The 25,297-nt window shown below is 63.0% G+C and carries 27 protein-coding genes; 23 read left to right on the forward strand and 4 right to left on the reverse strand.

The features are described 5' to 3' along the window. Positions 1-14: 14 nt before the first annotated feature. Complete coding sequence (locus J2858_RS01455) at positions 15-1,301, reverse strand: Nramp family divalent metal transporter (protein WP_210102978.1); 1,287 nt, start codon at positions 1,299-1,301, stop codon at positions 15-17. A 213-nt stretch (positions 1,302-1,514) separates the two neighbouring features. Between J2858_RS01455 and J2858_RS01460 the strand changes: the two genes are divergently transcribed. Then, positions 1,515-2,558, forward strand: coding sequence for an aldo/keto reductase (locus J2858_RS01460; protein WP_210102979.1), 1,044 nt, complete (start codon positions 1,515-1,517; stop codon positions 2,556-2,558). Positions 2,559-2,562: 4 nt separating this feature from the next. Here J2858_RS01460 and J2858_RS01465 read toward each other — a convergent pair whose 3' ends face one another. Together J2858_RS01465 and J2858_RS01470 are read right to left on the reverse strand one after the other, a co-directional pair. After that, positions 2,563-2,922 (reverse strand): hypothetical protein, encoded by a 360-nt coding sequence (locus J2858_RS01465; protein WP_210102980.1) that lies wholly within the window; start codon positions 2,920-2,922, stop codon positions 2,563-2,565. Between the two features lie 99 nt (positions 2,923-3,021). Next, the gene (locus J2858_RS01470) at positions 3,022-3,537 is read right to left on the reverse strand and encodes a hypothetical protein (protein ID WP_210102981.1); all 516 of its coding nucleotides are present in this window, start codon (positions 3,535-3,537) and stop codon (positions 3,022-3,024) included. 77 nt (positions 3,538-3,614) lie between these two features. Between J2858_RS01470 and J2858_RS01475 the strand changes: the two genes are divergently transcribed. The 6 genes from J2858_RS01475 (at position 3,615) to J2858_RS01500 (ending at position 9,287) form a co-directional block, all read left to right on the forward strand. Beyond that, the gene (locus J2858_RS01475; RefSeq protein WP_210102982.1) at positions 3,615-4,463 is read left to right on the forward strand and encodes a LytTR family DNA-binding domain-containing protein; all 849 of its coding nucleotides are present in this window, start codon (positions 3,615-3,617) and stop codon (positions 4,461-4,463) included. A 311-nt stretch (positions 4,464-4,774) separates the two neighbouring features. Further along, positions 4,775-5,248, forward strand: a complete 474-nt coding sequence (gene rpsF, locus J2858_RS01480) for a 30S ribosomal protein S6 (RefSeq protein ID WP_210102983.1) — start codon at positions 4,775-4,777, stop codon at positions 5,246-5,248. 22 nt (positions 5,249-5,270) lie between these two features. Next, complete coding sequence (gene rpsR / locus J2858_RS01485) at positions 5,271-5,519, forward strand: 30S ribosomal protein S18 (protein ID WP_210102984.1); 249 nt, start codon at positions 5,271-5,273, stop codon at positions 5,517-5,519. Between the two features lie 146 nt (positions 5,520-5,665). Further along, a complete protein-coding gene (locus tag J2858_RS01490; RefSeq protein ID WP_210102985.1) occupies positions 5,666-6,631 on the forward strand; it encodes a DUF2232 domain-containing protein in 966 nt (321 codons plus the stop codon). A gap of 72 nt (positions 6,632-6,703) precedes the next feature. Continuing rightward, a complete protein-coding gene (gene rplI / locus J2858_RS01495) occupies positions 6,704-7,279 on the forward strand; it encodes a 50S ribosomal protein L9 (RefSeq protein ID WP_210102986.1) in 576 nt (191 codons plus the stop codon). 511 nt (positions 7,280-7,790) lie between these two features. Then, a complete protein-coding gene (locus tag J2858_RS01500; protein WP_210102987.1) occupies positions 7,791-9,287 on the forward strand; it encodes a replicative DNA helicase in 1,497 nt (498 codons plus the stop codon). 88 nt (positions 9,288-9,375) lie between these two features. Here J2858_RS01500 and J2858_RS01505 read toward each other — a convergent pair whose 3' ends face one another. Further along, entirely contained in the window at positions 9,376-9,768 is a 393-nt protein-coding gene (locus J2858_RS01505; RefSeq protein ID WP_210102988.1) for a hypothetical protein, read from the reverse strand. A 537-nt stretch (positions 9,769-10,305) separates the two neighbouring features. Here J2858_RS01505 and alr point away from each other — a divergent pair. From alr to J2858_RS01585, 16 genes are all read left to right on the forward strand, one after another. Continuing rightward, positions 10,306-11,463 (forward strand): alanine racemase, encoded by a 1,158-nt coding sequence (gene alr, locus J2858_RS01510; protein WP_210104078.1) that lies wholly within the window; start codon positions 10,306-10,308, stop codon positions 11,461-11,463. 64 nt (positions 11,464-11,527) lie between these two features. Further along, positions 11,528-11,785 (forward strand): type II toxin-antitoxin system ParD family antitoxin, encoded by a 258-nt coding sequence (locus J2858_RS01515; protein WP_210102989.1) that lies wholly within the window; start codon positions 11,528-11,530, stop codon positions 11,783-11,785. Positions 11,786-11,832: 47 nt separating this feature from the next. Continuing rightward, positions 11,833-12,084 (forward strand): type II toxin-antitoxin system RelE/ParE family toxin, encoded by a 252-nt coding sequence (locus J2858_RS01520; RefSeq protein ID WP_348635452.1) that lies wholly within the window; start codon positions 11,833-11,835, stop codon positions 12,082-12,084. Between the two features lie 6 nt (positions 12,085-12,090). Continuing rightward, positions 12,091-13,494, forward strand: coding sequence for a DNA repair protein RadA (gene radA / locus J2858_RS01525; RefSeq protein ID WP_210102990.1), 1,404 nt, complete (start codon positions 12,091-12,093; stop codon positions 13,492-13,494). A gap of 129 nt (positions 13,495-13,623) precedes the next feature. Beyond that, on the forward strand, positions 13,624-14,214 hold the full coding sequence (locus J2858_RS01530; protein ID WP_210102991.1) for a CvpA family protein: 591 nt from the start codon (positions 13,624-13,626) through the stop codon (positions 14,212-14,214). A gap of 178 nt (positions 14,215-14,392) precedes the next feature. Continuing rightward, positions 14,393-15,883: an amidophosphoribosyltransferase gene (purF, locus tag J2858_RS01535; protein ID WP_210102992.1), complete on the forward strand. Its 1,491-nt coding sequence runs from the start codon at positions 14,393-14,395 to the stop codon at positions 15,881-15,883. 54 nt (positions 15,884-15,937) lie between these two features. Then, positions 15,938-16,678, forward strand: a complete 741-nt coding sequence (locus J2858_RS01540; protein ID WP_210102993.1) for an SDR family NAD(P)-dependent oxidoreductase — start codon at positions 15,938-15,940, stop codon at positions 16,676-16,678. Positions 16,679-16,726: 48 nt separating this feature from the next. Then, a complete protein-coding gene (locus tag J2858_RS01545; RefSeq protein WP_210102994.1) occupies positions 16,727-17,614 on the forward strand; it encodes a DMT family transporter in 888 nt (295 codons plus the stop codon). Positions 17,615-17,855: 241 nt separating this feature from the next. Further along, positions 17,856-19,394, forward strand: a complete 1,539-nt coding sequence (cysS, locus tag J2858_RS01550; RefSeq protein ID WP_432443267.1) for a cysteine--tRNA ligase — start codon at positions 17,856-17,858, stop codon at positions 19,392-19,394. Positions 19,395-19,691: 297 nt separating this feature from the next. Then, complete coding sequence (locus J2858_RS01555) at positions 19,692-20,174, forward strand: GFA family protein (RefSeq protein WP_210102996.1); 483 nt, start codon at positions 19,692-19,694, stop codon at positions 20,172-20,174. After that, the gene (locus J2858_RS01560; RefSeq protein WP_210102997.1) at positions 20,171-20,641 is read left to right on the forward strand and encodes a GFA family protein; all 471 of its coding nucleotides are present in this window, start codon (positions 20,171-20,173) and stop codon (positions 20,639-20,641) included. Before J2858_RS01555 ends, J2858_RS01560 begins: the two co-directional genes overlap by 4 nt. Beyond that, positions 20,638-21,117, forward strand: a complete 480-nt coding sequence (locus J2858_RS01565; protein WP_210102998.1) for a GFA family protein — start codon at positions 20,638-20,640, stop codon at positions 21,115-21,117. The genes J2858_RS01560 and J2858_RS01565 overlap by 4 nt, the downstream gene beginning before the upstream one ends. A 14-nt stretch (positions 21,118-21,131) precedes the next feature. Next, positions 21,132-22,088 carry a prolyl aminopeptidase gene (pip, locus tag J2858_RS01570; protein WP_210102999.1) on the forward strand — a complete coding sequence of 319 codons (957 nt, stop codon included), beginning with the start codon at positions 21,132-21,134 and terminating at the stop codon, positions 22,086-22,088. Between the two features lie 213 nt (positions 22,089-22,301). Next, positions 22,302-23,918 carry a citramalate synthase gene (gene cimA / locus J2858_RS01575; protein ID WP_210103000.1) on the forward strand — a complete coding sequence of 539 codons (1,617 nt, stop codon included), beginning with the start codon at positions 22,302-22,304 and terminating at the stop codon, positions 23,916-23,918. A gap of 122 nt (positions 23,919-24,040) precedes the next feature. Then, positions 24,041-24,952: an EamA family transporter RarD gene (gene rarD, locus J2858_RS01580; RefSeq protein ID WP_210103001.1), complete on the forward strand. Its 912-nt coding sequence runs from the start codon at positions 24,041-24,043 to the stop codon at positions 24,950-24,952. Between the two features lie 14 nt (positions 24,953-24,966). After that, complete coding sequence (locus J2858_RS01585; RefSeq protein WP_210103002.1) at positions 24,967-25,296, forward strand: DHCW motif cupin fold protein; 330 nt, start codon at positions 24,967-24,969, stop codon at positions 25,294-25,296. Position 25,297: the final 1 nt, after the last annotated feature.

The raw sequence follows: 25,297 nt of genomic DNA on the forward strand, positions 1-25,297 counted from the left end.
AGGGCATTTCCGCTCTATGCGACGAGCCCGATCACCTCGTTGATGCACAGGACAATGAACAGAAGGGCGGCAATCCCCAGCAGGCCGTTCGACAGCCAGCCGCTGCGCCATTCCTTCGGCACACGCGAGGAATTGAGCAGCCAGATCAGGGTAAGCGCCAGAAACGGCATGAAGAAGGCCCCGAGCGCGCCATAGATGATGACGAGCAGGAAAGGTCGGCCAAAATACAGCAGCACCATCGGCGGGATCGTCAGCCAGAACAGGTAGAAGCGAAAGGCGGGCGTCTTTTCCAGGCCCTCGCGCGTGCCGGTCTCGCCGTGGATATGGTTGCGTACGAAATCGGCAAACAGCAGCGAGACACCGTTCCACACGCCGAGGATCGACGAGACGGAGGTGGCAAAGAAGCCGACGAGGAAGAGCTTTGACACGAAGGGCCCGAACCGTTCCTCCAGCACGCGATCGAGATCGAGCAGGCCGCGATCACCCGTCGAAAGCGCAATCTGCGCCGTATAGAGCATTTCGGCACCGATGATCAGCATGGCAATGACGAAAATGCCGGTGACAATATAGGCGACGCGATTGTCGAGACGCATGACGCCCATCCAGGCCGGCGTGCGCCAGCCCTTGGCATTCACCCAGTAGCCATAGGAGGCCATGGTGATGGTGCCGCCGACGCCACCGATGAGGCCGAGCGTATAAATGGCCGAGCCTTCCGGAATAGTGGGGATGAGGCCCGTGACGGCTGCGCCGAGATTGGGCACGACCATGATGGCCACGCCGACAACAATGACGAACATGATGCCGATCAGCACCTTCATGACGTTTTCGAACATCTCGTAGCGATTGAAGGCAACGAAGGCCGCGCAGGCGAGACCAGAGATCATCGCCCAGGCCCAGAGCGGCAGGATGGGGAACAGCGCCGCCAGCGGCAGCGCCGTGGCGCTCATCGCCGTTGCGCCGTACACGAAACCCCAGACGATAATGTAGAGGCCGAAATACCAGCTGGTCCAGCGCCCGAGCGAGCGCCAGCCGTCGAGCATTGTGGAGCCGGTGGCGAGATGATAGCGCGCCGATCCTTCGGCAAGCGCGATCTTGACGATGCAGCCGATGACGGCGGCCCACAGCAGCGCATAACCAAAGCGCGATCCGGCAATCAGCGTTGCCACAAGATCACCGGCGCCGACGCCGGTGGCGGCGGCCACGATCCCGGGGCCGATCAGCTTCCACTGCCCCCGCGACGGTGGTGCCGACAGATCCTGCCGCTCTGCGGAAACATTGCACGATGTGTTCACATCCGCCATTCAGTCCTCCCATTTCGATGGGGCGGTCATCGCCCCAAATGGACAGAATGTGCGCCCCATGGAATGGTTGCATCTGTCGAGGCAGTCCATCTGCGCGATTGCGCATCTCGCCGGGAAATGCTCCGAGACCCCGTCAGTTTGTCTTGCGTTGCAGCAAAAGCGGCCTACATTCGCCTCGCCTTTCACCACAGCCTGCCAGGACGGGAACCTCTCATGAAATTCAAGACACTCGGCCGCACGGATATCAGCGTGTCCGAAATCTGCCTCGGGACGATGACCTGGGGCTCGCAGAACAGCCAAGCCGAAGCCTTCGAGCAGATGGATTACGCGCTCGACCACGACGTCAACTTCTTCGACACCGCCGAACTTTACCCGACGACGCCCCTTTCACCGGAGACCTATGCCGACACCGAACGGCTGATCGGCAACTGGTTCGAAAAGACCGGCAAGCGCGACAAGGTGGTTCTTGCGACCAAGGTGGCCGGTGCCGGCCGTCCTTACATCCGCGGCGGCGCGCCGATCACCGCCAAGGCCATTCACGAGGCGGTGGATGCGAGCCTTGCGCGCCTCAAGACCGACTATATCGACCTTTACCAGATCCACTGGCCGAACCGCGGCCATTTCCATTTCCGCGGCGCCTGGGGCTACAATCCCTTCAACCAGGACAAGACGCAGACGCTCGCCGAGATCTCGGAAAAGCTGGAAGCGCTCGGCGACTGCGTGAAGGCCGGAAAGATCCGCGCCATCGGGCTTTCCAACGAAACCACTTGGGGCACGCAGAAATTCCTGACGCTTGCCGAACAGAAGGGCCTTCCCCGCGTCGCCACCGTGCAGAACGAATACAGCCTGCTCTACCGGCATTTCGATCTCGACATGGCGGAACTGTCGCATCACGAGGATGTCGGGCTTCTGGCCTATTCGCCGCTCGCCGGCGGCATTCTGTCCGGCAAATATCTCGACGGGCAGCAGCCTGCGGGGTCGCGCGGTTCGATCAACGGCAATATCGGTGGCCGCCTGGTGCCCGAGCAGGAGCCGGCGACGCGCGCCTATGTGGAGCTTGCCCGCGCCCATGGCCTTGATCCCTCGCAGATGGCGCTCGCCTTCTGCCTGACGCGCCCGTTCATGGCGGCCGCCATCATCGGCGCGACCTCGATGGAGCAGTTGAAGCTCAACATCGGTTCGGCCGACGTCAAGCTCTCGGATGAGGTGATGAAGGCGATTGCCGCCATCCACCGCCAGTATCCGATGCCGATCTGAGGCCTCACGCCACCTGCCGCCGGGCCGCCTCGCTGGCCCGGCGCTCTCCGTACTCAAGCCACAGTGCGCGGACCGTGGCCCAGTCCGGCATCTGTTCGGCCTCGAAGCCGAAGGCATAGCCGGCGCCGATCTCGGGAAAGACCCGCATCGCCTGCCGGTGTGCACCGGAGGTCATGAAGGCCAGCATGGCGGCGCGGTCCGTCCAGGCCGAGCGCGTGTGCTGCACGCCCGCCATGCTGCGGGCATCTGCCTCGATGAGGCCGGGCGCTGCCTTCACCTGCTGCATCGCCGCGACCGCATGCCACCAGAAGCGAGGCATGTGCCAGACGGAATGGGCCCGGAAGCCGGTGATCGAAATATACATGCTCCGTCGCCCTCTCGGATGGTGATGCACCTGTCTACGACGACTTCGGCCAGCTGGACCTGCGGCTCCGAGACTGGCGCCTCGCAGACTGGCGCTCCCTCACCCCTTCACGACCTCGGGAGGCTGCAGGCGCTGCACCTTGCGCAGATGGGCGAGGCTGCGGCAGAGCATGAAACCCGTGGAGAAGAAGTTGAGGAGCGACAGGACGAGCCGGGCGGTCGGCGTCGCGATCGCAGCCGGCGCGATCACCGCCATCACCGCATAGGCATAATTGGTCCAGAACAACAGCAGGATCAGCGCCAGCGAATGCCATTCGCCGGCAATGAGGATGCGGCCATCCGGCAGCAGCTCCGTCTGGCGCTCGGGCTTGATCCCTGCGACTGCCGCCGCCCCGATGACGGCGCCGAGAAAGGCACCGGCCAGCGCTGCGGGATCGCCGTGCGTGGCGATCAGCTTGCTGCAGGCGAGCAGCACGAAGATCACCGAGGGCAGAAGCAGGCGCAGCGGCGACACCCGGCTGTCGCGCAGACGCGCGGCGCCGAGAAGGCACAGAAAAACCAGCAGGAACCACACCCAGACCGGGGCGCCCGTGATGACTTTGACGAGGAATTGCATTTTATACTCCCTGCACAGCAGCCGGCGGCCGCAATCGGCGGCAGACAGCAGGAAAGCGGGACGGGAATCAAAACGGCATGCGTGAACAGCCGGAAAAATCCGCGGGCGGAAGCAGTCTGCGACTGGCGCTTCGTGAAATGCAGGCCGATCTCGCCTCGGCAAAGACGCATGTGCTACTGGCCGCCGCGATCATCATCCTCAGCCTGTCCGGCCCCTTCGGAACCTATGAGGCGCTGTCGCCGGTCGGGCGACTTCTTTACTGGGCGGCGATGGTTCTCCTCACCTTCGGCCTGGCGAATTTCGCCGGCACGCTGACGGGCATTGCCCTTTCCCGCCGCGGCATCCGCCGACGAAGCGCGCTGGTGCCGGTCGGTCTGGCGGCCGGGCTTGCCGCCGGTCTCGGCGTCACGCTCATCGAAGGTGTGGTCTTCGGCTTGAGGCCCGATCCGCTGCGCACGCTGACCAACATGTTCGGTTATGCCCTGGTGATCGGCATGACGATCACCGTGATCTCCTTCGTGTTCCGGCGCGCCGATACGACGCGGCAGGAAAAAGAGCGGGAGATGACGGTGGCGCAACCGGACAGGCCGGCGGCCCCCGCTGCGGCCCCCACCCCGGCTCTGGTGCGCCGCCTGCCGCTCGACAAGCGGGGACGCATCGTCAGCCTTACCGTGCGCGACCACTATGTCGAGGTTACCACGCTGAAGGGCAAGGCGCTGCTGCTGATGCGCCTCAGCGACGCCATCGAGGAAGCGGGCGCGGTGAACGGCGTGCAGCTGCATCGCTCGCACTGGGTGGCCGTCGATGCGATAAGGGCAATCCACCGGGTCAACGGCCGCCTCGAAGTGGAGACGCTGACCGACGAGCGACTGCCCGTCAGCCGCACCCATGCGGCCCGCCTGCGCGACGCGGGCCTGCTGCCCTGACGACCGGACATCGGGCGTGGCATTGCCGGACGTGGCGGAGAAAATCGACAAATGCCTTGCGTTCCGGGAAAATGCGCGTATAAGCGCGGCTGTTCGAACCGCCCGGTCTTCTGGCTGGTGGCTGTACGGAGGGCAGGTGCGCCGACAAGGCGAACCGCAGGAACCAAAAGGTTCCGGTCTCCCGTGTCTCCGCTCTCGACCGTCTCGATCACACGCTTTTCTTGCCGGGGGTAACCCCATCCAAGACCAGTCGTTGAGGCTTAGCCGCCGAATTCCGGGCACACGACAACAGCAAGAAAGGCAAAGCTACCATGGCTCTTTACGAACATGTATTCCTTGCCCGGCAGGATATGTCCGCACAGCAGATTGACGCCCTCGTCGAACAGTACAAGGGTGTTATCGAAGCAAACGGCGGCAAGGTCGGGCGCGTAGAAAACTGGGGCCTCAAGTCCCTGACCTACCGCATCAAGAAGAACCGCAAGGCTCATTACGCCCTGATGGACATCGATGCACCGGCAGCTGCCGTGCATGAGATGGAACGCCAGATGCGCATCAACGAAGACGTTCTTCGCTACATGACGATCGCCGTCGAAAAGCACGAAGAAGGCCCGTCGGCCATGATGCAGAAGCGCGACCGCGACGACCGTCCGCGTCGTGACGGCGACCGTCCGGAACGTTCGTTCGGCGACCGCGATCGCGGCCCCCGCTCCGACCGTGGCCCGCGCGAAGATCGTGGTCCCCGCGAAGGTGGCTTCGAGCGTCGCCCGCGCGAAGACCGCGCGTAATTGAGCACAAGGAGAACACACAATGGCTGATACATCCTCTGCTCCGGCACGCCGCCCGTTCCATCGCCGTCGCAAGACGTGCCCCTTCTCCGGCGCAAACGCTCCGAAGATCGATTACAAGGACGTTCGTCTCCTGCAGCGCTACATTTCCGAGCGTGGCAAGATCGTACCGTCGCGCATCACGGCCGTTTCCCAGAAGAAGCAGCGCGAACTGGCCCAGGCCATCAAGCGCGCCCGCTTCCTCGGCCTGCTGCCCTACGTTCTGTCCTAAGACCTGATTTCGGGGATGGCATTCGTGCCGTCCCCGTCTCTCCCTTCCGCGTTGGGCGCGGATCGGAACCCTTCTAGAAAACCCATGTTGGGGATGACCGGCTAAAAGGCCTCTCCCCTAACTGCTCGACAGCAGGACAGCGAGACGTGACCGGATTGAACCAGACAGTGCTGACCACCGGCATCCTTGCCGGCATTGCCGCCGCCCTGCTTGTGCTGGGCGCCAATGCGCAGCCGTCCTTTGCCTCCGTGCTCTACGCCTCCTCCGCCCTTCCCGTTCTCGTCGCCGGCCTTGGCTGGGGCAACCGCACCGCCATCATCGCGATCCTGACGGCTGCCTTGATCGGCGCGCTGCTGATTTCGCCGCTCTTTGCGCTCGCCATGGCGATCTTCACGCTGATCCCGGCCGGCTGGCTGTCGCATCTGGCAAATCTTGCGCGCCCGGCCTCCGAACTCGGCGGCCCCGACGATCTCGTCGCCTGGTACCCGATCTCCGACATCCTCCTGCACCTCTGCGGCCTCGTCACCGTCGCCGTCATCATCCTGGGCGCCGTCATCGGCTACGGCCCGGAGCTCACCAATCGCATGGTCGATGCCATGGTGGAAAACTTCAACCAGCAGAACGCCGATCTGGTGCCGGATGCCGCAGCGCTGGCGCAAACGAAATCGATGATCGTGCTGATGCTGCCGCTGATCCAGGGCGGCATCTGGGTGCTGATGCTGTTTGCCGCCTTCTATTTTGCCGTGCGCATCGTGTCGCGCAGCGGCCGGGCACTGCGCCCGCGCGAGGACATGCCGTCTGCGCTGCGCATGAACCGCAATGCCATCTTCGTTTTCCTCGCCGGCATCGTCCTGACCTTTGTGGGCGGCGTGCCCGCAATGATCGGCGCCACCATCTGCGGCACCTTCGGCGCGGGCTTTCTGATGGCCGGTTTCGCCGGCCTGCATTTTCGCCTGAAGGGCAAGGACTGGCGCGTGCCGGGCCTCATCCTCGTCTACCTGTCGACGATGCTGCTGTTTCCGCTTCTGGCCATTCTTTTTGTTGGCCTTTCCGATACCCGCCGCACGATTGCGCTGACGCCGACGCGCAATCCGGACAAACCGCTTCCCTGACAGGACAGGCACCGCCCCCTCTCAGGACAGACCACACACCAACACACCGATTGACACCGAAAGGATACCAAAATGGACGTCATTCTTCTTGAACGCATCGCCAAGCTTGGCCAGATGGGCGAAACCGTCAAGGTTCGCGATGGCTACGCCCGTAACTACCTGCTGCCGCTCGGCAAGGCTCTGCGCTCGAACGCTGCCAACAAGGCCCGTTTCGAAGCCGAGCGTTCGACGCTCGAAGCCCGCAACCTGGAACGCAAGTCGGAAGCCCAGAAGGTGGCCGACGTTCTCGACGGCAAGTCCTTCATCGTCGTGCGCGCTGCCGGCGAAACTGGCCAGCTCTACGGTTCGGTTGCCGCCCGTGACGTCGTCGACGTTCTGGCTGCCGAAGGCTTCAACATCGGCCGCAACCAGGTCGACCTCAACAACCCGATCAAGGCCATCGGCCTGCACAAGGTTGTTCTGCACCTGCATGCCGAAGTCGAAATCTCCGTCGAGCTGAACGTTGCCCGTTCGGCCGAAGAAGCCGAGCGCCAGCTGAAGGGCGAAAGCCTCACCTCCGCTGATGCCATCTACGGCGTTGACGAAGACGCTCTGCGTCCGGAAGACTTCTTCGATCCGGAAGCCGACCTGGACGGCGACGACGAATAAGACCTGGCCTCTTAGGCCGGATCGGGCGCCCGGAGTTTTCTCCGGGCGTTTTTTTTGTGGGCGATGTATAATACCAAGTGTCGATGATACAAACCTATAGGACAGGCTTATCGAGTTTTCTGGCTAGGAGGGTTTGCAGAGCGATGCTTTCGCATCGGTCAAGAACCTCGACAACGCCAGAAGGCTCGATAAGCCTGCCGACGGTGGGTCACGACCGGTCCCTGCCGTCGTTGCGGCGCTTGCCCGATGCGACAGCATCGCGCTGCGCACCGTGCCTAGCCAGAAACCGGTCGTGACCCATCCTATAGGTTCCTATCACCGACACTTGGTATAAATAATCGCTCAGCCTCAGCCGATTCGCGGGCTCTGACAACAGTCAAACGGAATCGTGCAGGATGCCAATAATGCCGTGGATGGCCTGTGAATCCCTGTGGGTAGAGGATCGGGACGTATCCCGCCTCGGCCTCTGGGTCTAGGGTGCCGCCGGCAACCGATGAAATGGAAGATCTCGATGAATGAAGTAGCGCGCAAGCTTGGCAATGCCGCGCCGGCAGAGCCGCATTACCGCGAAGCCCCGAACAATCTCGAGGCGGAGCAGGCTCTTCTGGGTGCGATCCTCGTCAACAACGACGCCTATTACCGGGTGTCGGACTTCCTGAAGCCCGTGCATTTCCACGAGCCGCTGCACCGTCGCATCTTCGAGGTGGCCGGCGACATCATCCGCATGGGCAAGATCGCCCATCCGGTGACGATCAAGACCTTCCTGCCGGCCGACACAAAGGTCGGCGATCTGACGCTTGCGCAATATCTCGGGCGCCTCGCCGGCGATGCCGTCACCATCATCAATGCCGAAGACTATGGCCGGGCGATCTACGATCTGGCGCTGCGCCGGGCGCTGATCACCATCGGCGAGGACATGGTCAACATCGCCTATGATGCGCCGCTCGACATGCCGCCGCAGACGCAGATCGAGGATACCGAGCGGCGGCTGTTCGAGCTTGCCGAAACCGGCCGCTACGACGGCGGCTTCCAGGCCTTTTCCGATGCGGTGGCGCAGGCGATCGACATGGCCGGCCAGGCCTTCGAGCGCGACGGCCACCTGTCGGGCATTTCCACCGGCATCATGTCGCTCGACGGCAAGATGGGCGGGCTGCAGCGCTCCGACTTGATCGTACTGGCGGGACGCCCGGGCATGGGCAAGACCTCGCTTGCCACCAATATCGCCTATAACATCGCCGCGGCCTACGAGCCGGAGGTGCTGCCGGACGGATCGTTCAAGGCCAAGAATGGCGGCGTCGTCGGCTTCTACTCGCTCGAAATGTCCTGCGAGCAGCTGGCAACCCGTATCATTTCCGAGCAGACGGAAGTCTCCTCGTCAAAAATCCGCCGCGGTGACATTACCGAAGCCGATTTCGAAAAGCTCGTCGCCTGCAGCCAGATGATGCAGAAGGTGCCGCTCTATATCGACCAGACCGGTGGTATCTCGATTGCGCAGCTTTCTGCGCGCGCGCGCCGCCTGAAGCGCCAGCGCGGCCTCGATTGCCTGGTGGTGGACTATATCCAGCTGATGACGGGTTCGGGCAAATCCGGCGAAAACCGCGTGCAGGAAGTGACCCAGATCACGACGGGCCTCAAGGCGCTTGGCAAGGAGTTGAACGTTCCGATCATCGCGCTCTCGCAGCTGTCGCGTCAGGTGGAAAACCGCGAGGACAAGCGTCCCCAGCTCTCCGACCTTCGCGAATCGGGCTCGATCGAGCAGGACGCCGACGTGGTGCTCTTCGTGTTCCGCGAGGAATATTACGTCAAGAACCTCGAGCCGCGCGACATCAACGACCCGAAATATCCGGAATGGGAAGCGCTGATGGACAAGGTGAAGGGCACGGCCGACGTGATCATCGCCAAGCAGCGTCACGGACCGACCGGCACCGTCAAGCTCGCCTTCCAGTCGGAATACACCCGCTTTGCCGATCTCGCCGATCCGAGCTTCACCCAGTACGAAGAGCATTAGTTGCCAGAAATGCCCCGCCGAAAAGCGGGGCGTTTTCATAAGAAGCGAACGGCAGACGCGCGTCTGACGCTGCAAGCCGTGCCAGCGCTTAGCCGGCCTTGCACTTCGTGGAGCCGGAGGCCCAGCCGATGATGTTGTCGATATAGGCCTGCTTGACCCAGTTGTTGCCGCTGTAGATCGTGACCTTCGAACCCGTGCCCGCCTTTTCGATTCTGGCGGAGAAGGTGTACTTGGGCGCAATGCCGAAGGTGTTGATCAGGTCCACTTGCCCATACGCCTGCTCGGGATAGAGCGTGCCTGAGGCGACATGGCAGAGAAGGCCCTGCTTGGCGATGCGCGCATAGACGACCTCATAACTGTCGGGAAAGGTGTGAACCGCCTTCAACGTGGCCGGATCATTGCGCAGGCTGTCCAGGCTCGAGCCCGTCGAGCAAGCGGCCAACAGGGCGAAGAGGGGAACAAGGGGAATAAGGCGTTTCATCGGCAAACATCTCTCACGGAACGGAAACAACAGGCCTGCCGGCCGCGTGAGCCCGGCGGCGGACAGGATCCCTGCAGGGCAAACGGCGCCCTGCCCCCGCAGAAGGGCATAAGCGGCCTTACAACTTTGAAAACAGGCGGGCGCCAGATCTTGCAATCAGGCCATAAGGACCCGGCCTGCGCAGGGCAGCAAGCGCCTCAACGGCGCAGGCCAGGGTTTCGCCATGCCTGCGGCAAACGCACTGGCTGCCACCACCACTGTCAGCACGGCATGCGGAATGATGGATGCGGCAAGGCATTCCAGATGGCCGAAGCGCCGATCGCGCCAGAAGCGGGCCCGGTCCGTGGCCGGGCCTCTTCAGCGGCCTGCCGCTCAGAAACCTTGTGCATAGACACAGTTTCTCCCGCTTCGTCATGACCGTCTTCAACAAAAGTGATAGCCTTAAGCCATTGCCCGAAAAGGGCGCCAGACTGACCAGACGGATAATGCCAGGCCATGAGCGAATTTGACGACGCCGATTTTGACGAGACCGATGCGATGGCTGCCCTCATCGACGAGGCCGATGATTTCGATGTCGCGCCGCTGAGGCTGACGGTCGATCTGGCGGCACTCTGCGACAACTGGCGCGATCTTTCGCGTCTCTCGGGACGGGCGCGGGCCGGCGCCGTCGTCAAGGCCGATGCCTATGGGCTCGGCATCGAGGACTGCGGGGCAAGCCTCTACCATGCCGGTGCCCGCGACTTCTTCGTGGCCGCGGCAAGCGAGGGGGCAACGCTTCGCGCCTATGCGCCGGAGGCCCGGATTTTCGTGCTCTCCGGCATCTGGCCGGGCCAGGAAGAGCATTTCTTCGACAACGATCTGGTGCCCGTCCTTGCTTCGGAAGAGCAGTTGGCCTTCTGGATGTCGGTCCTTGCCGAGCGCGGTGACCACCCTTGCGCGCTGCAGGTGGATACCGGCTTCAACCGGCTGGGGCTTTCGGTGGAAGAAGCGATGGAATTGGCTGAGGACGTGTCGCGCCCGGCCAGTTTCTCGCCCGTTCTGGTGCTCTCCCATCTTCACAGCGGCGATACACCCTCGGCCGAGGCCAACCGGGTGCAATTGCAGCGGTTCCGAGAGGTGAGCACCGCGTTTGAAGGCGTCGAGGCCAGTCTCTCGGCCTCTGCCGGCATTGCGCTTGGGGCAGACTACCATTTCGATCTCACCCGTCCGGGCATTGCCCTTTACGGCGGCGAGGCCGTGAACAGCGTAGCAAACCCGATGCGGCCCGTGGCAACCGCCGAAGCCCGCATCCTGCAGATCCGCACCGCAAGCGCCGGTGAAACGGTAAGCTACGGCGGTGCGCACCGCCTCGCTCGCGACAGCCGTCTTGCGGTGGCAAGCGTCGGTTATGCCGATGGTTACCTGCGCAATCTCTCCGGCGGCGGCATCGCCCTGCGCGACAGCGTCAAAACCGGGGCTTTCGGCTTCATCGCCGGCCACCGCGTGCCGGTCGTTGGCCGCATCACCATGGACCTTACCATTTTCGACGTGACTGACCTGCCGCAGGGCGCCATCGCGGCCGGCGACTATATCGAACTCTTCGGACACAACATGGCGCTGGACGAGGTGGCGCGCGCCGGCGGCACCATCGGCTACGAACTTTTGACCTCCTTGGGGCTGCGCTACGAGCGACGTTATCTCGACGGAAAGATCTGAGACTTGAATTGCCTCTGGTCAGCGGCCTGCGGCCGCGCTATAAAGAGAACAAAAGGAGATCGAAATGACCGAGATCCAGCTTTCCGACGAAGACCGCGCCTTCATCGAGGCCAAGCTGCGCAGCGGCGTCTACAAAAGCGCCGAGGACGTGGTGCGCGCCGGCCTGCGCTTGCTGGATCAAGACGAAGAACAGCTGCGCCAGATGATCGATGCCGCCGACGCCCAGGTTGCCTCAGGCGAGACGATTGCGTTTGAAAGTGCCGATGCCTTGGCCGACTCGATCATCGAACGGGGGATGCGGCAATTAAACAGAAGGCGCTGATCTACACCCCGCTGGCCGATCAGGACCTCCTCGACATCTTTCTCTACATCGGCGAGGACGACGTGGTGGCCGCCACACGCTTCGTCAGACAGATTACGCACAAGATTGCCTGGATTGCGGAAAGCGGCTTTCCCGGGGTTCCGCGTGATGATCTTCGACCCGGGCTGAAGGCGCTTCCCTTTCGCAAACGCTGCATCTACTTCCGCACCACGCCGGAGACGGTGATTATCCTTCGCGTCCTGCACGGCCACCAGCAGCTGTCCTCCGATCTATTTCCGCAAGAACAACAAGAAGACTGACATTTCATGGCAAAGCCCAAAACCCAATTCGTCTGCCAGAACTGCGGCACGGTGCATTCCCGCTGGGCGGGCAAGTGCGATGGCTGCGGCGAGTGGAATACCATCGTCGAGGAAGACCCGATGGGCGGTATCGGCTCTGGCCCCGGCAAGGTGCCGAAGAAGGGGCGTGCGGTCACCCTCACCACGCTGTCGGGCGAGACCGAGGAAGCGCCGCGCATCTTTACGGGCATTGGCGAACTCGACCGGGCAACCGGCGGCGGCTTCGTGCGCGGGTCGGCCGTGCTGGTGGGCGGCGATCCGGGCATCGGCAAGTCGACGCTTCTGATGCAGGCGGCCGCGGCCCTCTCGCGTCGCGGACATCGCATCATCTATGTCTCGGGTGAAGAGGCCGTCGCCCAGGTGCGCCTTCGCGCACAGCGGCTGGGGGCTGCCTCCACCGACGTGCTGCTGGCGGCCGAAACCAATGTCGAGGATATTCTGGCCACCATCGGCGAAGGCAAGCGGCCGGACCTCGTGATCATCGATTCCATCCAGACGCTGTGGAGCGATACCGCCGATTCGGCGCCGGGAACGGTCACCCAGGTGCGCACCGGCGTGCAGGCGATGATCCGCTTTGCCAAGCAGACGGGGGCGGCCATGGTGCTGGTCGGGCATGTGACGAAGGAAGGCCAGATCGCCGGTCCGCGCGTCGTGGAGCACATGGTGGACGCGGTTCTTTATTTCGAAGGCGACCGCGGCCATCACTACCGCATCCTGCGCACAGTGAAGAACCGCTTTGGCCCGACCGACGAGATCGGCGTGTTCGAAATGTCGGATATCGGTCTTCGCGAAGTGTCGAACCCGTCGGAACTGTTTCTGGGCGAGCGCAATTCCAAGGCGCCGGGGGCTGCCGTCTTTGCCGGCATGGAGGGCACGCGGCCGGTTCTGGTGGAGGTACAGGCGCTGGTGGCGCCGACCTCGCTCGGTACGGCGCGGCGCGCCGTCGTCGGCTGGGATTCCTCGCGCCTGTCGATGATCCTCGCGGTTCTGGAAGCCCATTGCGGCGTCCGGCTTGGCCAGCACGACGTCTACCTGAACGTCGCCGGTGGCTACAGGATTACCGAACCGGCCGCCGACCTCGCGGTCGCGGCCGCTCTCGTCTCCTCGCTTGCCAATACGCCGCTTCCGGCCGAATGCGTCTATTTCGGCGAAGTGAGCCTGTCGGGTGCGGTGCGGCCCGTGTCGCAGACGGCGCAGCGGCTGAAGGAGGCAGAAAAGCTCGGCTTCTCCTCGGCCGTCCTGCCCGCATCCTCGGCCGAACTGCCCAAGGGCAGCAAGAGCCGCTGGGGCGAGATCGAGGGGCTGCCGGATCTCGTCGTAAAAATAGCCGGTTCTGCTAAGAACCTGGGGAAGCAGCCGGAGGAGGATTGATCTTCCACCGGCGGGCGCGCTGTTGTAAGAGGAGCCGCAACGGCGGGCCGCAGCCATGGCCTTGCCCCCGTGCAGCCACCCGTGTACCCCTTGGCCGGAAGGCCGGGTCCGTCTTGGAGTAGACCATTTATGCCCATCACGATTTTCGACGGCATTGTCATCGGCGTCACCCTGTTTTCGGCAGTACTCGCCATGGTGCGCGGCTTCTCCCGCGAGGTGCTGTCGATTGCCAGCTGGGCAGGCGCGATCGCCGCGGCCTATTACCTGCATCCGCTGCTTCTGCCCTATGCCAAGAACTACACGACCGATGACCGCATCGCGCTTGCCGGTTCGGCCGGCGTGATCTTCCTCATCGCGCTCATCATCATCACCTTCATCACCAGCCGCATTGCAGATTTCATCATCGACAGCCGCATCGGGGCGCTGGATCGCACGCTCGGTTTTCTGTTCGGAGCTGCCCGCGGCATCCTGCTTCTGGTCGTTGCCGTTGCCTTCTGGAACTGGCTGGTGGATGCGCGCTCGCAGCCGGCCTGGATCACCCAGGCGAAATCAAAGCCCTTCCTCGATGGCCTCGTCGGGCGTCTGGAAGCCGTGCTTCCGACCGATATGGAGCCGCAGATCCGCGCCCGCATTCTGGGGCGTGGCGACAAGGTGCAGGCGCCGGGCGCCGAACAGACGCCCTCTGATGACGCTCCGGCAACCACGACGCCAAATAATTGACGCTTTGTTACCGTTCTAAGGGAAGCCAAGCATCGTCGCTTGTGATATAGCGCAGCTTAAGAAGGCCGGATGAGAGGATGAAGCGATAGCGCTCCCCGCCGGCCTCTTTCCGTTTCAACCGACAACACCCATATTCGCGACACACCCCGTTCCGAACCAGCCCCAAGGACCTGCAGACATGAATCAGCCGGTTGCCCATGATGTTTTTCTCGATCTGGATGGTGATACCCTGCATGAGGAATGCGGCGTATTCGGCATTCTCGGCCATCCCGATGCGGCAACGCTGACGGCGCTTGGCCTGCATGCGCTCCAGCACCGTGGCCAGGAAGCCGCCGGCATCGTGTCTTTCGACGGTACGCAGTTTCATACCGAAAAGCATATGGGACTGGTCGGCGATCACTATACCAACCCGGTGACGCTGGCAAAACTGCCCGGCGCCATGGCGATCGGCCACACGCGCTATTCGACGACCGGCGAAGTGGCGCTGCGTAACGTGCAGCCGCTGTTTGCCGAACTGGAAGTCGGCGGCATTGCCGTTGCCCATAACGGCAATTTCACCAATGGCCTGACGCTGCGCCGCCAGCTGATTGCCGGTGGCGCCATCTGCCAGTCCACCTCCGATACGGAAGTGGTGCTGCACCTTATCGCCCGCTCGCGCTACGCCTCCACGACGGACCGCTTCATCGATGCCATCCGCCAGATGGAAGGCGGTTATTCGATGCTCGGCATCACCCGCACCAAGCTGATTGCCGCACGCGATCCCACCGGCATCCGCCCGCTGGTGATGGGTGAACTCGACGGCAAGCCGATCTTCTGTTCGGAAACCTGCGCGCTCGACATCATCGGCGCAAAGTTCATCCGCGACGTGGAAAACGGCGAAGTCATCATCTGCGAGATCCAGCCGGATGGCTCCATCGAGATCGAATCGCGCAAGTCCACCAACATGCAGCCGGAACGGCTCTGCCTGTTCGAATATGTCTATTTCGCACGTCCCGATTCCGTCGTCGGCGGCCGCAGCGTCTATGTGGCGCGCAAGAACATGGGCATCAATCTGGCGAAGGAATCGCCGGTGGAAGCCGATGTGGTCGTGCCGGTGCCCGATGGCGGCACGCCGGCAGCGCTCGGCTACGCCCAGGAAAGCGGCATTCCCTTCGAATATGGCATTATCCGCAATCACTATGTCGGGCGCACCTTCATCGAGCCGACGCAGCAGATCCGCGCCTTCGGCGTGAAGCTGAAGCACTCGGCCAACCGCGCCATGATCGAAGGCAAGCGCGTCGTTCTGGTGGATGATTCGATCGTGCGCGGCACGACCTCGCTGAAGATCGTGCAGATGATCCGCGACGCCGGCGCCAAGGAAGTGCATCTGCGTGTCGCCTCGCCGATGATCTTCTATCCGGATTTCTACGGCATCGACACGCCTGACGCCGACAAGCTGCTCGCCAACCAGTATGACGGCGCAGAAGCCATGTGCCGCTATATCGGCGCCGATTCCTTGTCCTTCCTCACCATCGACGGGCTCTACCGCGCCGTTGGCGGCGAAGCCCGCAACCCGGCCCGCCCGCAGTTCACCGACCATTACTTCACCGGCGACTATCCGACGCGCCTGCTTGACAAGCATGGCGAACCGATGGGACGGAAGGTCTCGGTTCTCGCCAGCAACGGTTGAGGAGGACCGGCGAAGGCAAACACCTTCGCCGGACAGGACGGTACGGGACGGGTAATGACGATTGATCTCAAGGGACGCATCGCGCTGGTCACTGGCGCCTCGCGCGGCATCGGCTATTTCACGGCACTTTCGCTTGCAAAGGCCGGCGCGCATGTGATTGCCTGTGCGCGCACGGTGGGCGGGCTCGAAGAACTGGACGATGCCATTCAGGCGGCAGGCGGCACGGCGACCCTCGTTCCGTTCGATTTGACCGACATGGCCGCCATCGACCGGCTGGGCGCCTCGATCCACGAGCGCTGGGGCAAGCTCGATATCCTGGTCGCCAATGCCGGCATTCTCGGCGTCATCTCGCCGGTCGGCCATATCGAGGCAAAGGTCTTCGACAAGGTGATGCTGACCAATGTGACGGCCACCTGGCGGCTGATCCGTTCCGTCGAGCCGCTGCTTCTGCAATCGGATGCCGGCCGCGCGCTGATCCTGTCATCGGGCGTTGCCAATGATGCGCGTCCCTTCTGGGGCGCCTATGCCGCCTCCAAGGCGGCCGTCGAAATGCTCGGCCGCACCTGGGCTGCCGAAACGCAGAAGTCGAAACTGCGCGTCATCAACGTCAATCCGGGTGCCACCCGCACCGCCATGCGCGCCCAGGCCATGCCCGGCGAAGACCCGGCAACGCTGCCGCACCCGTCGGAGGTCGCCGAGAAACTCCTGCCGCTCTGCGCACCCGAGATGACGGAAACCGGCCGGCTTTTTGTCGTGCGCGACAATACATTCCGTGATTACCGACTGCCGGAATAGTTTTGCCAGCAGTCCTCGTCGCCTCCTCACTCCAGCGGATTTTCCCGCATGCGCCCCCGTGACATTGCCGCCTATCTGTTTCTGGCTCTCGCCTGGGGCCTTTCCTTCCTGCTGCTCCTGAAGGTGGTGGCAGCCTTCGGCTGGGTGGGGGCCGTGACGTTTCGCTGCTTCATCGCCGCTGCCATCCTTCTGGTGCTGGCCCGCAGCACCGGGCGAAAGCTTTCCTTTCCCGCAAGCTGGGTGCCGCTTGCCGTGGTGGGCGCCACCACGGTTGCCGGCCAGCTGATCGGCCTTTCCTACGCGACCCCCTTGATCGGCACGGCAATGGCGGCGATTTTCGTCGCCTCCATTCCGCTGTTTTCGATGGTGATCGCGCAGGTCTGGGGGCTGGAGCGGATCACGCCGGTCAGGGTCGCGGGCCTGTTGCTCGGCACGCTCGGCATCGTCATGCTGGTCGGTTTTCCGGCCGTGCCTGTCACCTTCGCGTTCGTGCTCGGCTGTCTGGCCATGGTGTTTTCCACCTTCTGCGCCGCCTTCGGCAGCAATTATGCCAGCCGATTCCTCAAAGATACCGGCCCCTGGGAAGTGACCATCGGGGCGTTTCTGGCGGGCGGCGTCATCGCGCTGCCGCTGATCTGGGTCGTGCCGGTGCCGGTTGCGCCGCAGCCGATCGATTATCTCTATCTGGTGGCGCTTGCCGGCCTCATGAGTTCGCTCACCTACGTGCTCTATTTCGGGCTTGTGGCGAGCATCGGCGCGACGCGGGCGATCAGCGTCGAATTTGCCGTCACCGTGGTTGCGGTGCTCGTCGGCGCGCTTGTCCTTGACGAGCCGCTGACGCTCGTGCAGCTGGCGGGCGGCGCCGTCATCATCGCCGGCTGTGCGCTGGTGCTCGGCCTTCTGCCGGCCAAGGACAAGATCCCGCTGCAGCCCTGAACCGTGTGGAGCGCGGCTGAACGAATATTTCACGCGCAAGCCCCGGCGCGAACAAATGCGCCTTGCCCTCCCCTTGACCGCGGCAGGCGCGCGCGCCATAACCGTTTCCATGAAAAACGGCCTCTGCATCATCTGCGGGAAGATTATTCGCTAGCGCACCGCTGGCCTGGCCGTTCTCGTCTCTCGAAATTGAAAGAAGACACAGGAACCGGTCCGGCCGGATCATACCTGTTTCGGGAGAATTTCGATGAGCTATACGCTCAAGCTTTATAATACGCTGACCCGCGAGAAGGCGGATTTCCAGCCCATCGACCCGGACAACGTGCGCCTCTATGTCTGCGGCCCGACAGTTTATGATTTTGCCCATATCGGCAACGCCCGGCCGGTCATCGTGTTCGACGTGCTCTATCGCCTGCTGCGCCATGTTTACGGTGAAGACCACGTCACCTATGTGCGCAACATCACCGACGTGGACGACAAGATCAACGCGCGGGCGCTGCGCGATTTCGGCCAAAACATCGCCGATGGCTCGATGAGCCTCAACGAGGCGATCCGCGCCGTCACCGGCACGACCGAAAGCCAGTTCAAGGCGGATGTGGCGCGTCTCGGCTGCCTTGCCCCGACGCATGAACCGCGTGCGACCGAAAACATTGCCCAGATGATCGCCATCATCCAGCGCCTGCTGACCCAGGGTCACGCCTATGTAGCCAAGGGCTCCGAAGGCCATGAAGTGCTGTTTGCCACCGCCTCCATGGCCGATTACGGCCAATTGTCGAAACGCCGGATGGAAGACCAGCAGGCCGGCGCGCGCGTCGCGGTCGAAGCCCACAAGACGAACCCGGGCGATTTCGTGCTGTGGAAGCAATCGGCCGACACCGAACCCGGCTGGGCGGCGGAATTCACCTTCGAGGGGGAAACCTTTGCCATCTACGGCCGCCCCGGCTGGCATATCGAATGCTCCGCCATGGCCGACCGCTATCTCTGGGAAGAGATCAAGGACCGGCTGTCACCGAAGGGCAAGGCGGCCCAGCACCAGTTCGACATCCACGGCGGCGGGCTCGACCTCATCTTCCCCCACCACGAAAACGAAATCGCCCAATCCTGCTGCGCCTTCGACACGGACGTGATGGCAAGCGTGTGGATGCACAACGGCTTCGTGCAGGTGGAAGGCCGCAAGATGTCGAAATCAGACGGCAATTTCGTCACGATCAACGAGTTGCTGGAGACGGAAAAATTTGGCGGGCAGCGGTGGCACGGCCATGTCTTGAAACTGGCAATGCTGATGACGCATTACCGGCAACCCATCGACTGGACGGCCGATCGCTTGTTCGAAACAAGAACGATGCTCTACGATTGGCACCGCCAATGTTTTGCGGCGCCTATGCAGCCTGTTCCTCAGGCTCTGCTCACTGCGCTCATGGATGATTTGAACACGTCGGCTGCGATCGCCGTGCTTCATACTCTCAGCAAGGCAGTCAGAACTGCGGCCAGCGGAGCGGAGCAAGCGACTGCTGCCGGAGAATTGCGGGCCGCGTTAGCGTTTTTGGGAATTTACGAAGAGACCGACTCTGGGACGCTTCTGGCCCAAACTGTTGTTGATCGCGTTCTTGAGAATGAAGTCAAGGTTGCCGTTGCGGCCCGCCTCGAACTCCTCAAAGCCAAAAACTTCGCCGAAGCCGACAAGATCCGCGACGAGCTGCTGGCACAAGGCATCCAGTTGAAGGACGGCAAGGATCCGGCAACCGGCGAGCGGGTGACGACCTGGGAGATGAAGCGCTAGCCATGGCTGTTTCGCCCCGCCATACCCCCCTCTGCCCTGCCGGGCATCTCCCCCACACGGGGGGAGATCAGCAGAACGGCTTGCCCTCTGCCACGCAAGAGCGTGATCGGCGGAGTGGATGGCTTTCTGCGGTCCAAGAGGCGGGCCGGCGGAGCGGATGGCCTTTTGCCACAGACCGACAAAGCGCCTTGCCCTCTCCCGAGCAAATGGAAGCAGGACGGCGCGGCACGATAATCTCCCCCGTGTGGGGGAGATGTCCGGCAGGACAGAGGGGGGAAACCACGGAGGAGAGACGACATGACCAGCACCTATTCCGGCGGATGCCAGTGTGGCGCCGTTCGCTTTCGGGTGAGCGGCCCGTTGAAGGATGCCTCGATCTGTCATTGCCGCATGTGCCAGAAGGCCTTTGGCGGTTATTACGCGCCGCTGGTTTCGGTGCGCGGCACCGATTTTGAATGGACGCGGGGGACGCGAAAAATCTTCCGGTCGAGCAATGTCGTCTCGCGCGGCTTCTGCGGGGATTGCGGCACGCCGCTCACCTACGAGGCGCCGGATGGCGTGGCGGTGGCAGCCGGTGCGTTTGACGATCCGGCGGCCTTTCCGCCCACCACGCAGTTCGGCATCGAGTGCAGAATCGCCTTTGTCGATCATCTGCATGAGCTTCCCGGCCATCCGACGGAGGAGGATCTCGAACAGGCGCCCTACCTTGCCGACATCGTCTCCTACCAGCATCCCGACCATGACACGGCCGATTGGCCAGACCAGGGACTTGAGCCATGACCATCACAGGCGTGTTTACCGGCGGATGCCAGTGCGGCGCAGTAAGGTTTCGGGCGGAAAAGCTCGGGCGCCCGTCGATCTGCCACTGCCGCATGTGCCAGAAGCAGTTCGGCGGCTTTTTCGGGGCCTTTGTCACGGCTGACCAGGCGCATCTCACCTTTACTCGCGGCCAGCCGAGCCTCTATCGCTCGTCTGCCAAGGTGAAGCGCGGCTTCTGCAGCAAATGCGGAACGCCGCTTGCCTATCTGCATCCCGGCGGCGTGGAACTGGCCATCGGCGCATTCGATCATCCGGCTGCGCTGGAGCCGCAGGTGCAGGTCAACCACGACAAGCGGCTGCCGTGGATCGATCATCTGTTCGAAAAGCCGGCCTATACCAGCCCCGAAATGGAGGCCTTCTTTGCCTCCATCGAAAGCTATCAGCACCCCGACCACGATACGGACCAGTGGCCACCGGAGGAGGCATGAGCACGTATTTATCCGGCGGCTGCCAGTGCGGCGCCGTGCGCTACCGCATCCGCGGCGTGCCGGCCAATCCACATCTGTGCCATTGCCGCATGTGCCAGAAGGCGTCCGGCAATTATGCCCTGCCGCTCGGCTTCGTGGCGCACCAGGATTTTGAGCTGACGCGCGGCACACCGGCCTGGTTTCACTCGTCCGGCCTGGTGCGGCGCGGCTTTTGCGCCGCCTGCGGCACGCCGCTGTTCTTCGAGCCAATTGACGGCGACGGGCTGAATGTGACGCTTGGCGCGCTGGACGAACCGGAACGGGCCAAACCGGCCTTGCAATCCGGTCAGGATTCGCGCCTCTCCTTCTTTCATGCGCTGGCGGAGCTGCCCGAAGAGGCAGCGACGGTGTCCGCCGACTGGCTGGCGGCGGTCGCGAGGAAGACCCACCAGCACCCCGATCACGATACGGCGGCATGGCCGCCGAAGGACGACTGAGCAGGACAACCGACATGAGCGAATTGCGCACCTTCTATCCCGAGATCGAACCCTATGAGACCGGCTTCCTGGATGTCGGCGATGGTCACCGCGTCTATTTCGAGCGCGTCGGCACGAAAGGCGCAAAGCCGGCCGTCTTCCTGCATGGCGGCCCGGGCGGCGGCAGCGGCCCGACGCAGCGGCGCCTGTTTGACCCGGCCCTTTACGACGTGATCCTGTTTGACCAGCGCGGCTGCGGCAAATCCACGCCCAATGCCTCGCTGGAGGCCAATACGACCTGGCATCTGGTCGCCGATATCGAACGGCTGCGCGAGATGATGGGCGTCGAGCAATGGCTGGTGTTCGGCGGCTCCTGGGGCTCGACGCTGGCGCTCGCCTATGCCGAAACCCATCCGGAACGGGTGTCGGAACTGGTGCTGCGCGGCATCTATACGCTGACCAAAGCCGAGCTGGACTGGTATTATCAGTTTGGCGTCTCGGAAATGTTTCCCGACAAGTTCGAGCGCTTTCAGGCCCCGATCCCCGAAGACGAGCGCCACGAAATGATGGCCGCCTATCGCCGCCGCCTGACCGGCGACGACCGGGCAGAGCAGGTGCGGGCAGCACTGGCCTGGAGCCTCTGGGAAGGCGAAACCATCACGCTTCTGCCCAACCCGGACTATTCCGGCGGTTTTGGCGAGGAGGATTATGCGCTGGCCTTTGCGCGCATCGAAAACCATTACTTCGTCCATGCCGGCTGGCTGGAGGAAGGCCAGCTGCTGCGCGATGCCTACAAGCTCAAGGACATTCCGGGCGTCATCATTCACGGCCGCTACGACATGCCCTGCCCGGCGAAATATGCCTGGGCGCTGCACAAGGCCTGGCCCAAGGCGGACTTCCACCTGATCGAAGGCGCCGGCCATGCCTATCTGGAGCCCGGCATTCTCGACCAGCTGATCCGCGCCACGGACCGGTTTGCGGGCAAGAACTGAATTCTGGGATAACCCCCTCTGCCCTGCCGGGCATCTCCCCCACAAGGGGGGAGAAACCATGCCACGGCGCCCTTGCACCCGGAACGGTAAGGGACGCTTGTGGTGTGGTGTGAAAGGCAGCCGCTCTGCGGCTCTCCCCCCTTGTGGGGGAGATGGCCGGCAGGCCAGAGAGGGAAATACGGCAAGACAAAAGCTGCCTGGGGAGGCACCGACATGACACGGGAAAAGATCTATCTCTTCGACACCACGCTGCGTGACGGCCAGCAGACGCCGGGTATCGATTTTTCCGTCGAGGACAAGATTGCCATCTCCACGCTGCTCGATGATTTCGGCATCGATTACGTCGAGGGCGGCTATCCGGGAGCAAACCCCACCGATACGGCCTTCTTTGCGCAAAAGCGTACGCAGACCGCAAAATTCACCGCTTTCGGCATGACCAAGCGGGCGGGCATTTCGGCTGCCAATGATCCGGGGCTTGCAACGCTTCTGCAATCGAAAAGCGATGCCATCTGTCTTGTGGCGAAAAGCTGGGATTATCATGTGCGCGTGGCGCTCGGCTGCACCAACGAGGAAAATCTCGGCTCGATCCGCGACAGCGTGGCCGCCGTCATCGCGTCCGGCCGCGAAGCGCTGATCGATTGCGAGCACTTTTTTGATGGCTACAAGGCCAATCCCGATTATGCGCTTGCCTGCGCGAAAGCCGCCTATGAGGCGGGCGCCCGCTGGGTCGTGCTCTGCGACACCAATGGCGGCAGCCAGCCGCAGGAGGTGCGCGATATCGTTTCGGCCGTCATCGCTGCCGGCATTCCCGGCACCTCGCTCGGCATCCACGCCCATGACGATACCGGCCAGGCCATCGCCAATTCACTTGCCGCCGTCGAGGCCGGCGTGCGCCAGATCCAGGGCACGCTGAACGGCATCGGCGAGCGCTGCGGCAATGCCAATCTCATTACCTTGATCGCGACGCTTGCGCTGAAGGAAGCCTATGCCGACCGTTTCGAAACATCGATCGACCGCGACCGGCTGACCGGCCTCACCCCGCTCTCCCATGCCTTCGACGAACTGCTGAACCGCTCGCCGAACCACCAGAGCCCCTATGTCGGGGCCTCCGCCTTTGCCACCAAGGCCGGCATCCATGCCTCGGCCCTGCTGAAAGACCCGCGCACCTATGAACATGTGCCGCCGGAAACGGTCGGCAATTTCCGCAAGGTCATGGTGTCGGATCAGGGCGGCAAGTCGAACTTCCTCAACGCCCTGAAGCGGCGCGGCATCGAGGTGGCCAAGGACGATCCACGCCTCGATACCCTGATCACCATCGTCAAGGAGCGCGAGGCAGAAGGCTATGCCTATGAAGGGGCCGATGCGAGCTTTGAACTTCTGGCCCGCCGCACGCTCGGCACGATCCCGGATTTCTTCGCCATCGAAGGGTTCCGCGTCATGGTGGAGCGGCGGTTCGACGCCAATGGCCAGATGAAGACCGTCTCGGAAGCCGTGGTGCGCCTCGTGATCGATGGCGAACGGGTGATGTCGGTGGCCGAAGGCGATGGTCCGGTTAATGCGCTCGATCTGGCGCTGCGCAAGGATCTCGGCAAGTTCAACGCCGAAATCGTCGATCTGGAGCTGGTGGACTACAAGGTGCGTATCCTCAACGGCGGCACCGAGGCAATCACCCGCGTCCTCATCGAATCGACCGATGGCGAAGGCACCCGCTGGTGGACGGTCGGCGTATCGGAAAACATCATCGACGCCTCCTTCCAGGCGCTGATCGATTCCATCGTCTACAAGCTGATGAAGAACCGCCACATGGCCGGACGGCTGGCGGCGGAGTGACAGTAGAGCGCCCGCCCCTGCGGCTTATTCACACCTGCGAATAGACGCTTCAGCGAAATGAATTGGTCAGCGGCCCGCTTGGGTCGTAGACGGACGTCACTGACGTGAAGGAATGACCAATCATGGCGACCGAAACCGCTCCACCCCAGGCTCAGACGGGCGACGCGCCAAAGGGCTTTGCCTATGCGTTTGCCGCCTATGCGTTCTGGGGCGTCATGCCGCTGTACCTGAGGGCGCTCGGACATATGCCGCCCTTCGAGGTGCTGGCGCACCGGATCCTGTGGTCTGTGCCCTTTGCGGCCCTGATCCTGCTCGTCACCCGCCGCTTCGGCGATATCCGCCGGGCAGTCAGTTCCCCGCGCACCATGGTCATGGCGACGGTCACCGCGCTGCTGATCACCGTCAACTGGCTCACCTACGTCTATGCCGTCGGCTCCGGCCAGGCGATCGAAGGGGCGCTCGGCTATTTCATCAATCCGCTGTTCAGCATCCTCCTGGGCGCCATCCTGCTCAAGGAACGGCTGGCGCCGGTGCAGATGGCGGCCATTGCGCTCGCCTTCGTCGCCGTCGGCATCCTGACCTATGACGCAGGGCGCCTGCCCTGGATCTCGTTGACGCTGACCGTCAGCTGGGGCGCCTATTCCTTCCTGCGCAAGACGCTGCCGGTCGGCCCCAACCAGGGCTTTTTCCTGGAGGTGGCGCTGCTGTCGGTGCCCGCCCTTCCCTATGTCATCTGGCTTGAAATGAACGGCGTCGGGCACCTGACGCGCGGCACCGCCAGCGATGCGTGGCTTCTGGCGGCCGCGGGCCTCGTCACCTCGGTGCCGCTGATGCTCTATGCCAATGGGGCAAAACTCCTGCGCCTCTCCACCCTCGGCATCATGCAATATCTGACGCCGACCATCATTTTCCTCCTCGCGGTCTTCGTGTTCCACGAGCCGATGAACCCGGTCAAACTGTTTGCCTTCGCGCTGATCTGGGTGGCGCTTGCGCTCTATACCTGGTCGATGCTGCGTGCCTACCGCGCCCGCTGAGAAAGGAACTTTCGATGCGCATGACCGCCATTCCCTTCGGCACCACCGACTGGACAACCATCACCCCCACGCAGCATGCCGGCGACACCGGCATGGCAAGCTGGCGTACCCGGACGTTTGGCGATATCCGCGTGCGCATGGTGGAGTATACGCCGGGCTATCTGGCAGACCACTGGTGCGAGAAGGGCCACATTCTGTTGTGCCTTTCCGGTGAACTGACGACGGAACTGGCCGATGGACGCATCTTCGTGCTGAAGCCCGGCATGAGCTATCAGGTGGCGGACGGGGCCGAGCCGCACCGCTCGTCGACAGAGATCGGCGCGACCCTTTTTATCGTGGATTAGC

This window comes from Neorhizobium galegae (assembly GCF_017877135.1).
GTDB lineage: Bacteria > Pseudomonadota > Alphaproteobacteria > Rhizobiales > Rhizobiaceae > Neorhizobium > Neorhizobium galegae_A.

Bases quoted from the DNA above. Each gene is read 5' to 3' on its own strand.
- J2858_RS01540 (WP_210102993.1), top strand. From the start codon at position 15,938: ATGACGATTGATCTCAAGGGACGCATCGCGCTGGTCACTGGCGCCTCG.
- J2858_RS01500 (WP_210102987.1), top strand. From the start codon at position 7,791: ATGAATGAAGTAGCGCGCAAGCTTGGCAATGCCGCGCCGGCAGAGCCG.
- J2858_RS01475 (WP_210102982.1), top strand. From the start codon at position 3,615: ATGCGTGAACAGCCGGAAAAATCCGCGGGCGGAAGCAGTCTGCGACTG.
- J2858_RS01505 (WP_210102988.1), bottom strand. From the start codon at position 9,768: ATGAAACGCCTTATTCCCCTTGTTCCCCTCTTCGCCCTGTTGGCCGCT.
- J2858_RS01555 (WP_210102996.1), top strand. From the start codon at position 19,692: ATGACCAGCACCTATTCCGGCGGATGCCAGTGTGGCGCCGTTCGCTTT.
- radA (WP_210102990.1), top strand. From the start codon at position 12,091: ATGGCAAAGCCCAAAACCCAATTCGTCTGCCAGAACTGCGGCACGGTG.
- J2858_RS01545 (WP_210102994.1), top strand. From the start codon at position 16,727: ATGCGCCCCCGTGACATTGCCGCCTATCTGTTTCTGGCTCTCGCCTGG.
- rarD (WP_210103001.1), top strand. From the start codon at position 24,041: ATGGCGACCGAAACCGCTCCACCCCAGGCTCAGACGGGCGACGCGCCA.
- rpsF (WP_210102983.1), top strand. From the start codon at position 4,775: ATGGCTCTTTACGAACATGTATTCCTTGCCCGGCAGGATATGTCCGCA.
- rpsR (WP_210102984.1), top strand. From the start codon at position 5,271: ATGGCTGATACATCCTCTGCTCCGGCACGCCGCCCGTTCCATCGCCGT.
- J2858_RS01470 (WP_210102981.1), bottom strand. From the start codon at position 3,537: ATGCAATTCCTCGTCAAAGTCATCACGGGCGCCCCGGTCTGGGTGTGG.
- J2858_RS01585 (WP_210103002.1), top strand. From the start codon at position 24,967: ATGCGCATGACCGCCATTCCCTTCGGCACCACCGACTGGACAACCATC.
- J2858_RS01465 (WP_210102980.1), bottom strand. From the start codon at position 2,922: ATGTATATTTCGATCACCGGCTTCCGGGCCCATTCCGTCTGGCACATG.
- J2858_RS01460 (WP_210102979.1), top strand. From the start codon at position 1,515: ATGAAATTCAAGACACTCGGCCGCACGGATATCAGCGTGTCCGAAATC.
- J2858_RS01515 (WP_210102989.1), top strand. From the start codon at position 11,528: ATGACCGAGATCCAGCTTTCCGACGAAGACCGCGCCTTCATCGAGGCC.
- cimA (WP_210103000.1), top strand. From the start codon at position 22,302: ATGACACGGGAAAAGATCTATCTCTTCGACACCACGCTGCGTGACGGC.
- purF (WP_210102992.1), top strand. From the start codon at position 14,393: ATGAATCAGCCGGTTGCCCATGATGTTTTTCTCGATCTGGATGGTGAT.
- alr (WP_210104078.1), top strand. From the start codon at position 10,306: ATGGCTGCCCTCATCGACGAGGCCGATGATTTCGATGTCGCGCCGCTG.
- J2858_RS01530 (WP_210102991.1), top strand. From the start codon at position 13,624: ATGCCCATCACGATTTTCGACGGCATTGTCATCGGCGTCACCCTGTTT.
- J2858_RS01455 (WP_210102978.1), bottom strand. From the start codon at position 1,301: ATGGCGGATGTGAACACATCGTGCAATGTTTCCGCAGAGCGGCAGGAT.
- J2858_RS01560 (WP_210102997.1), top strand. From the start codon at position 20,171: ATGACCATCACAGGCGTGTTTACCGGCGGATGCCAGTGCGGCGCAGTA.
- rplI (WP_210102986.1), top strand. From the start codon at position 6,704: ATGGACGTCATTCTTCTTGAACGCATCGCCAAGCTTGGCCAGATGGGC.
- pip (WP_210102999.1), top strand. From the start codon at position 21,132: ATGAGCGAATTGCGCACCTTCTATCCCGAGATCGAACCCTATGAGACC.
- J2858_RS01565 (WP_210102998.1), top strand. From the start codon at position 20,638: ATGAGCACGTATTTATCCGGCGGCTGCCAGTGCGGCGCCGTGCGCTAC.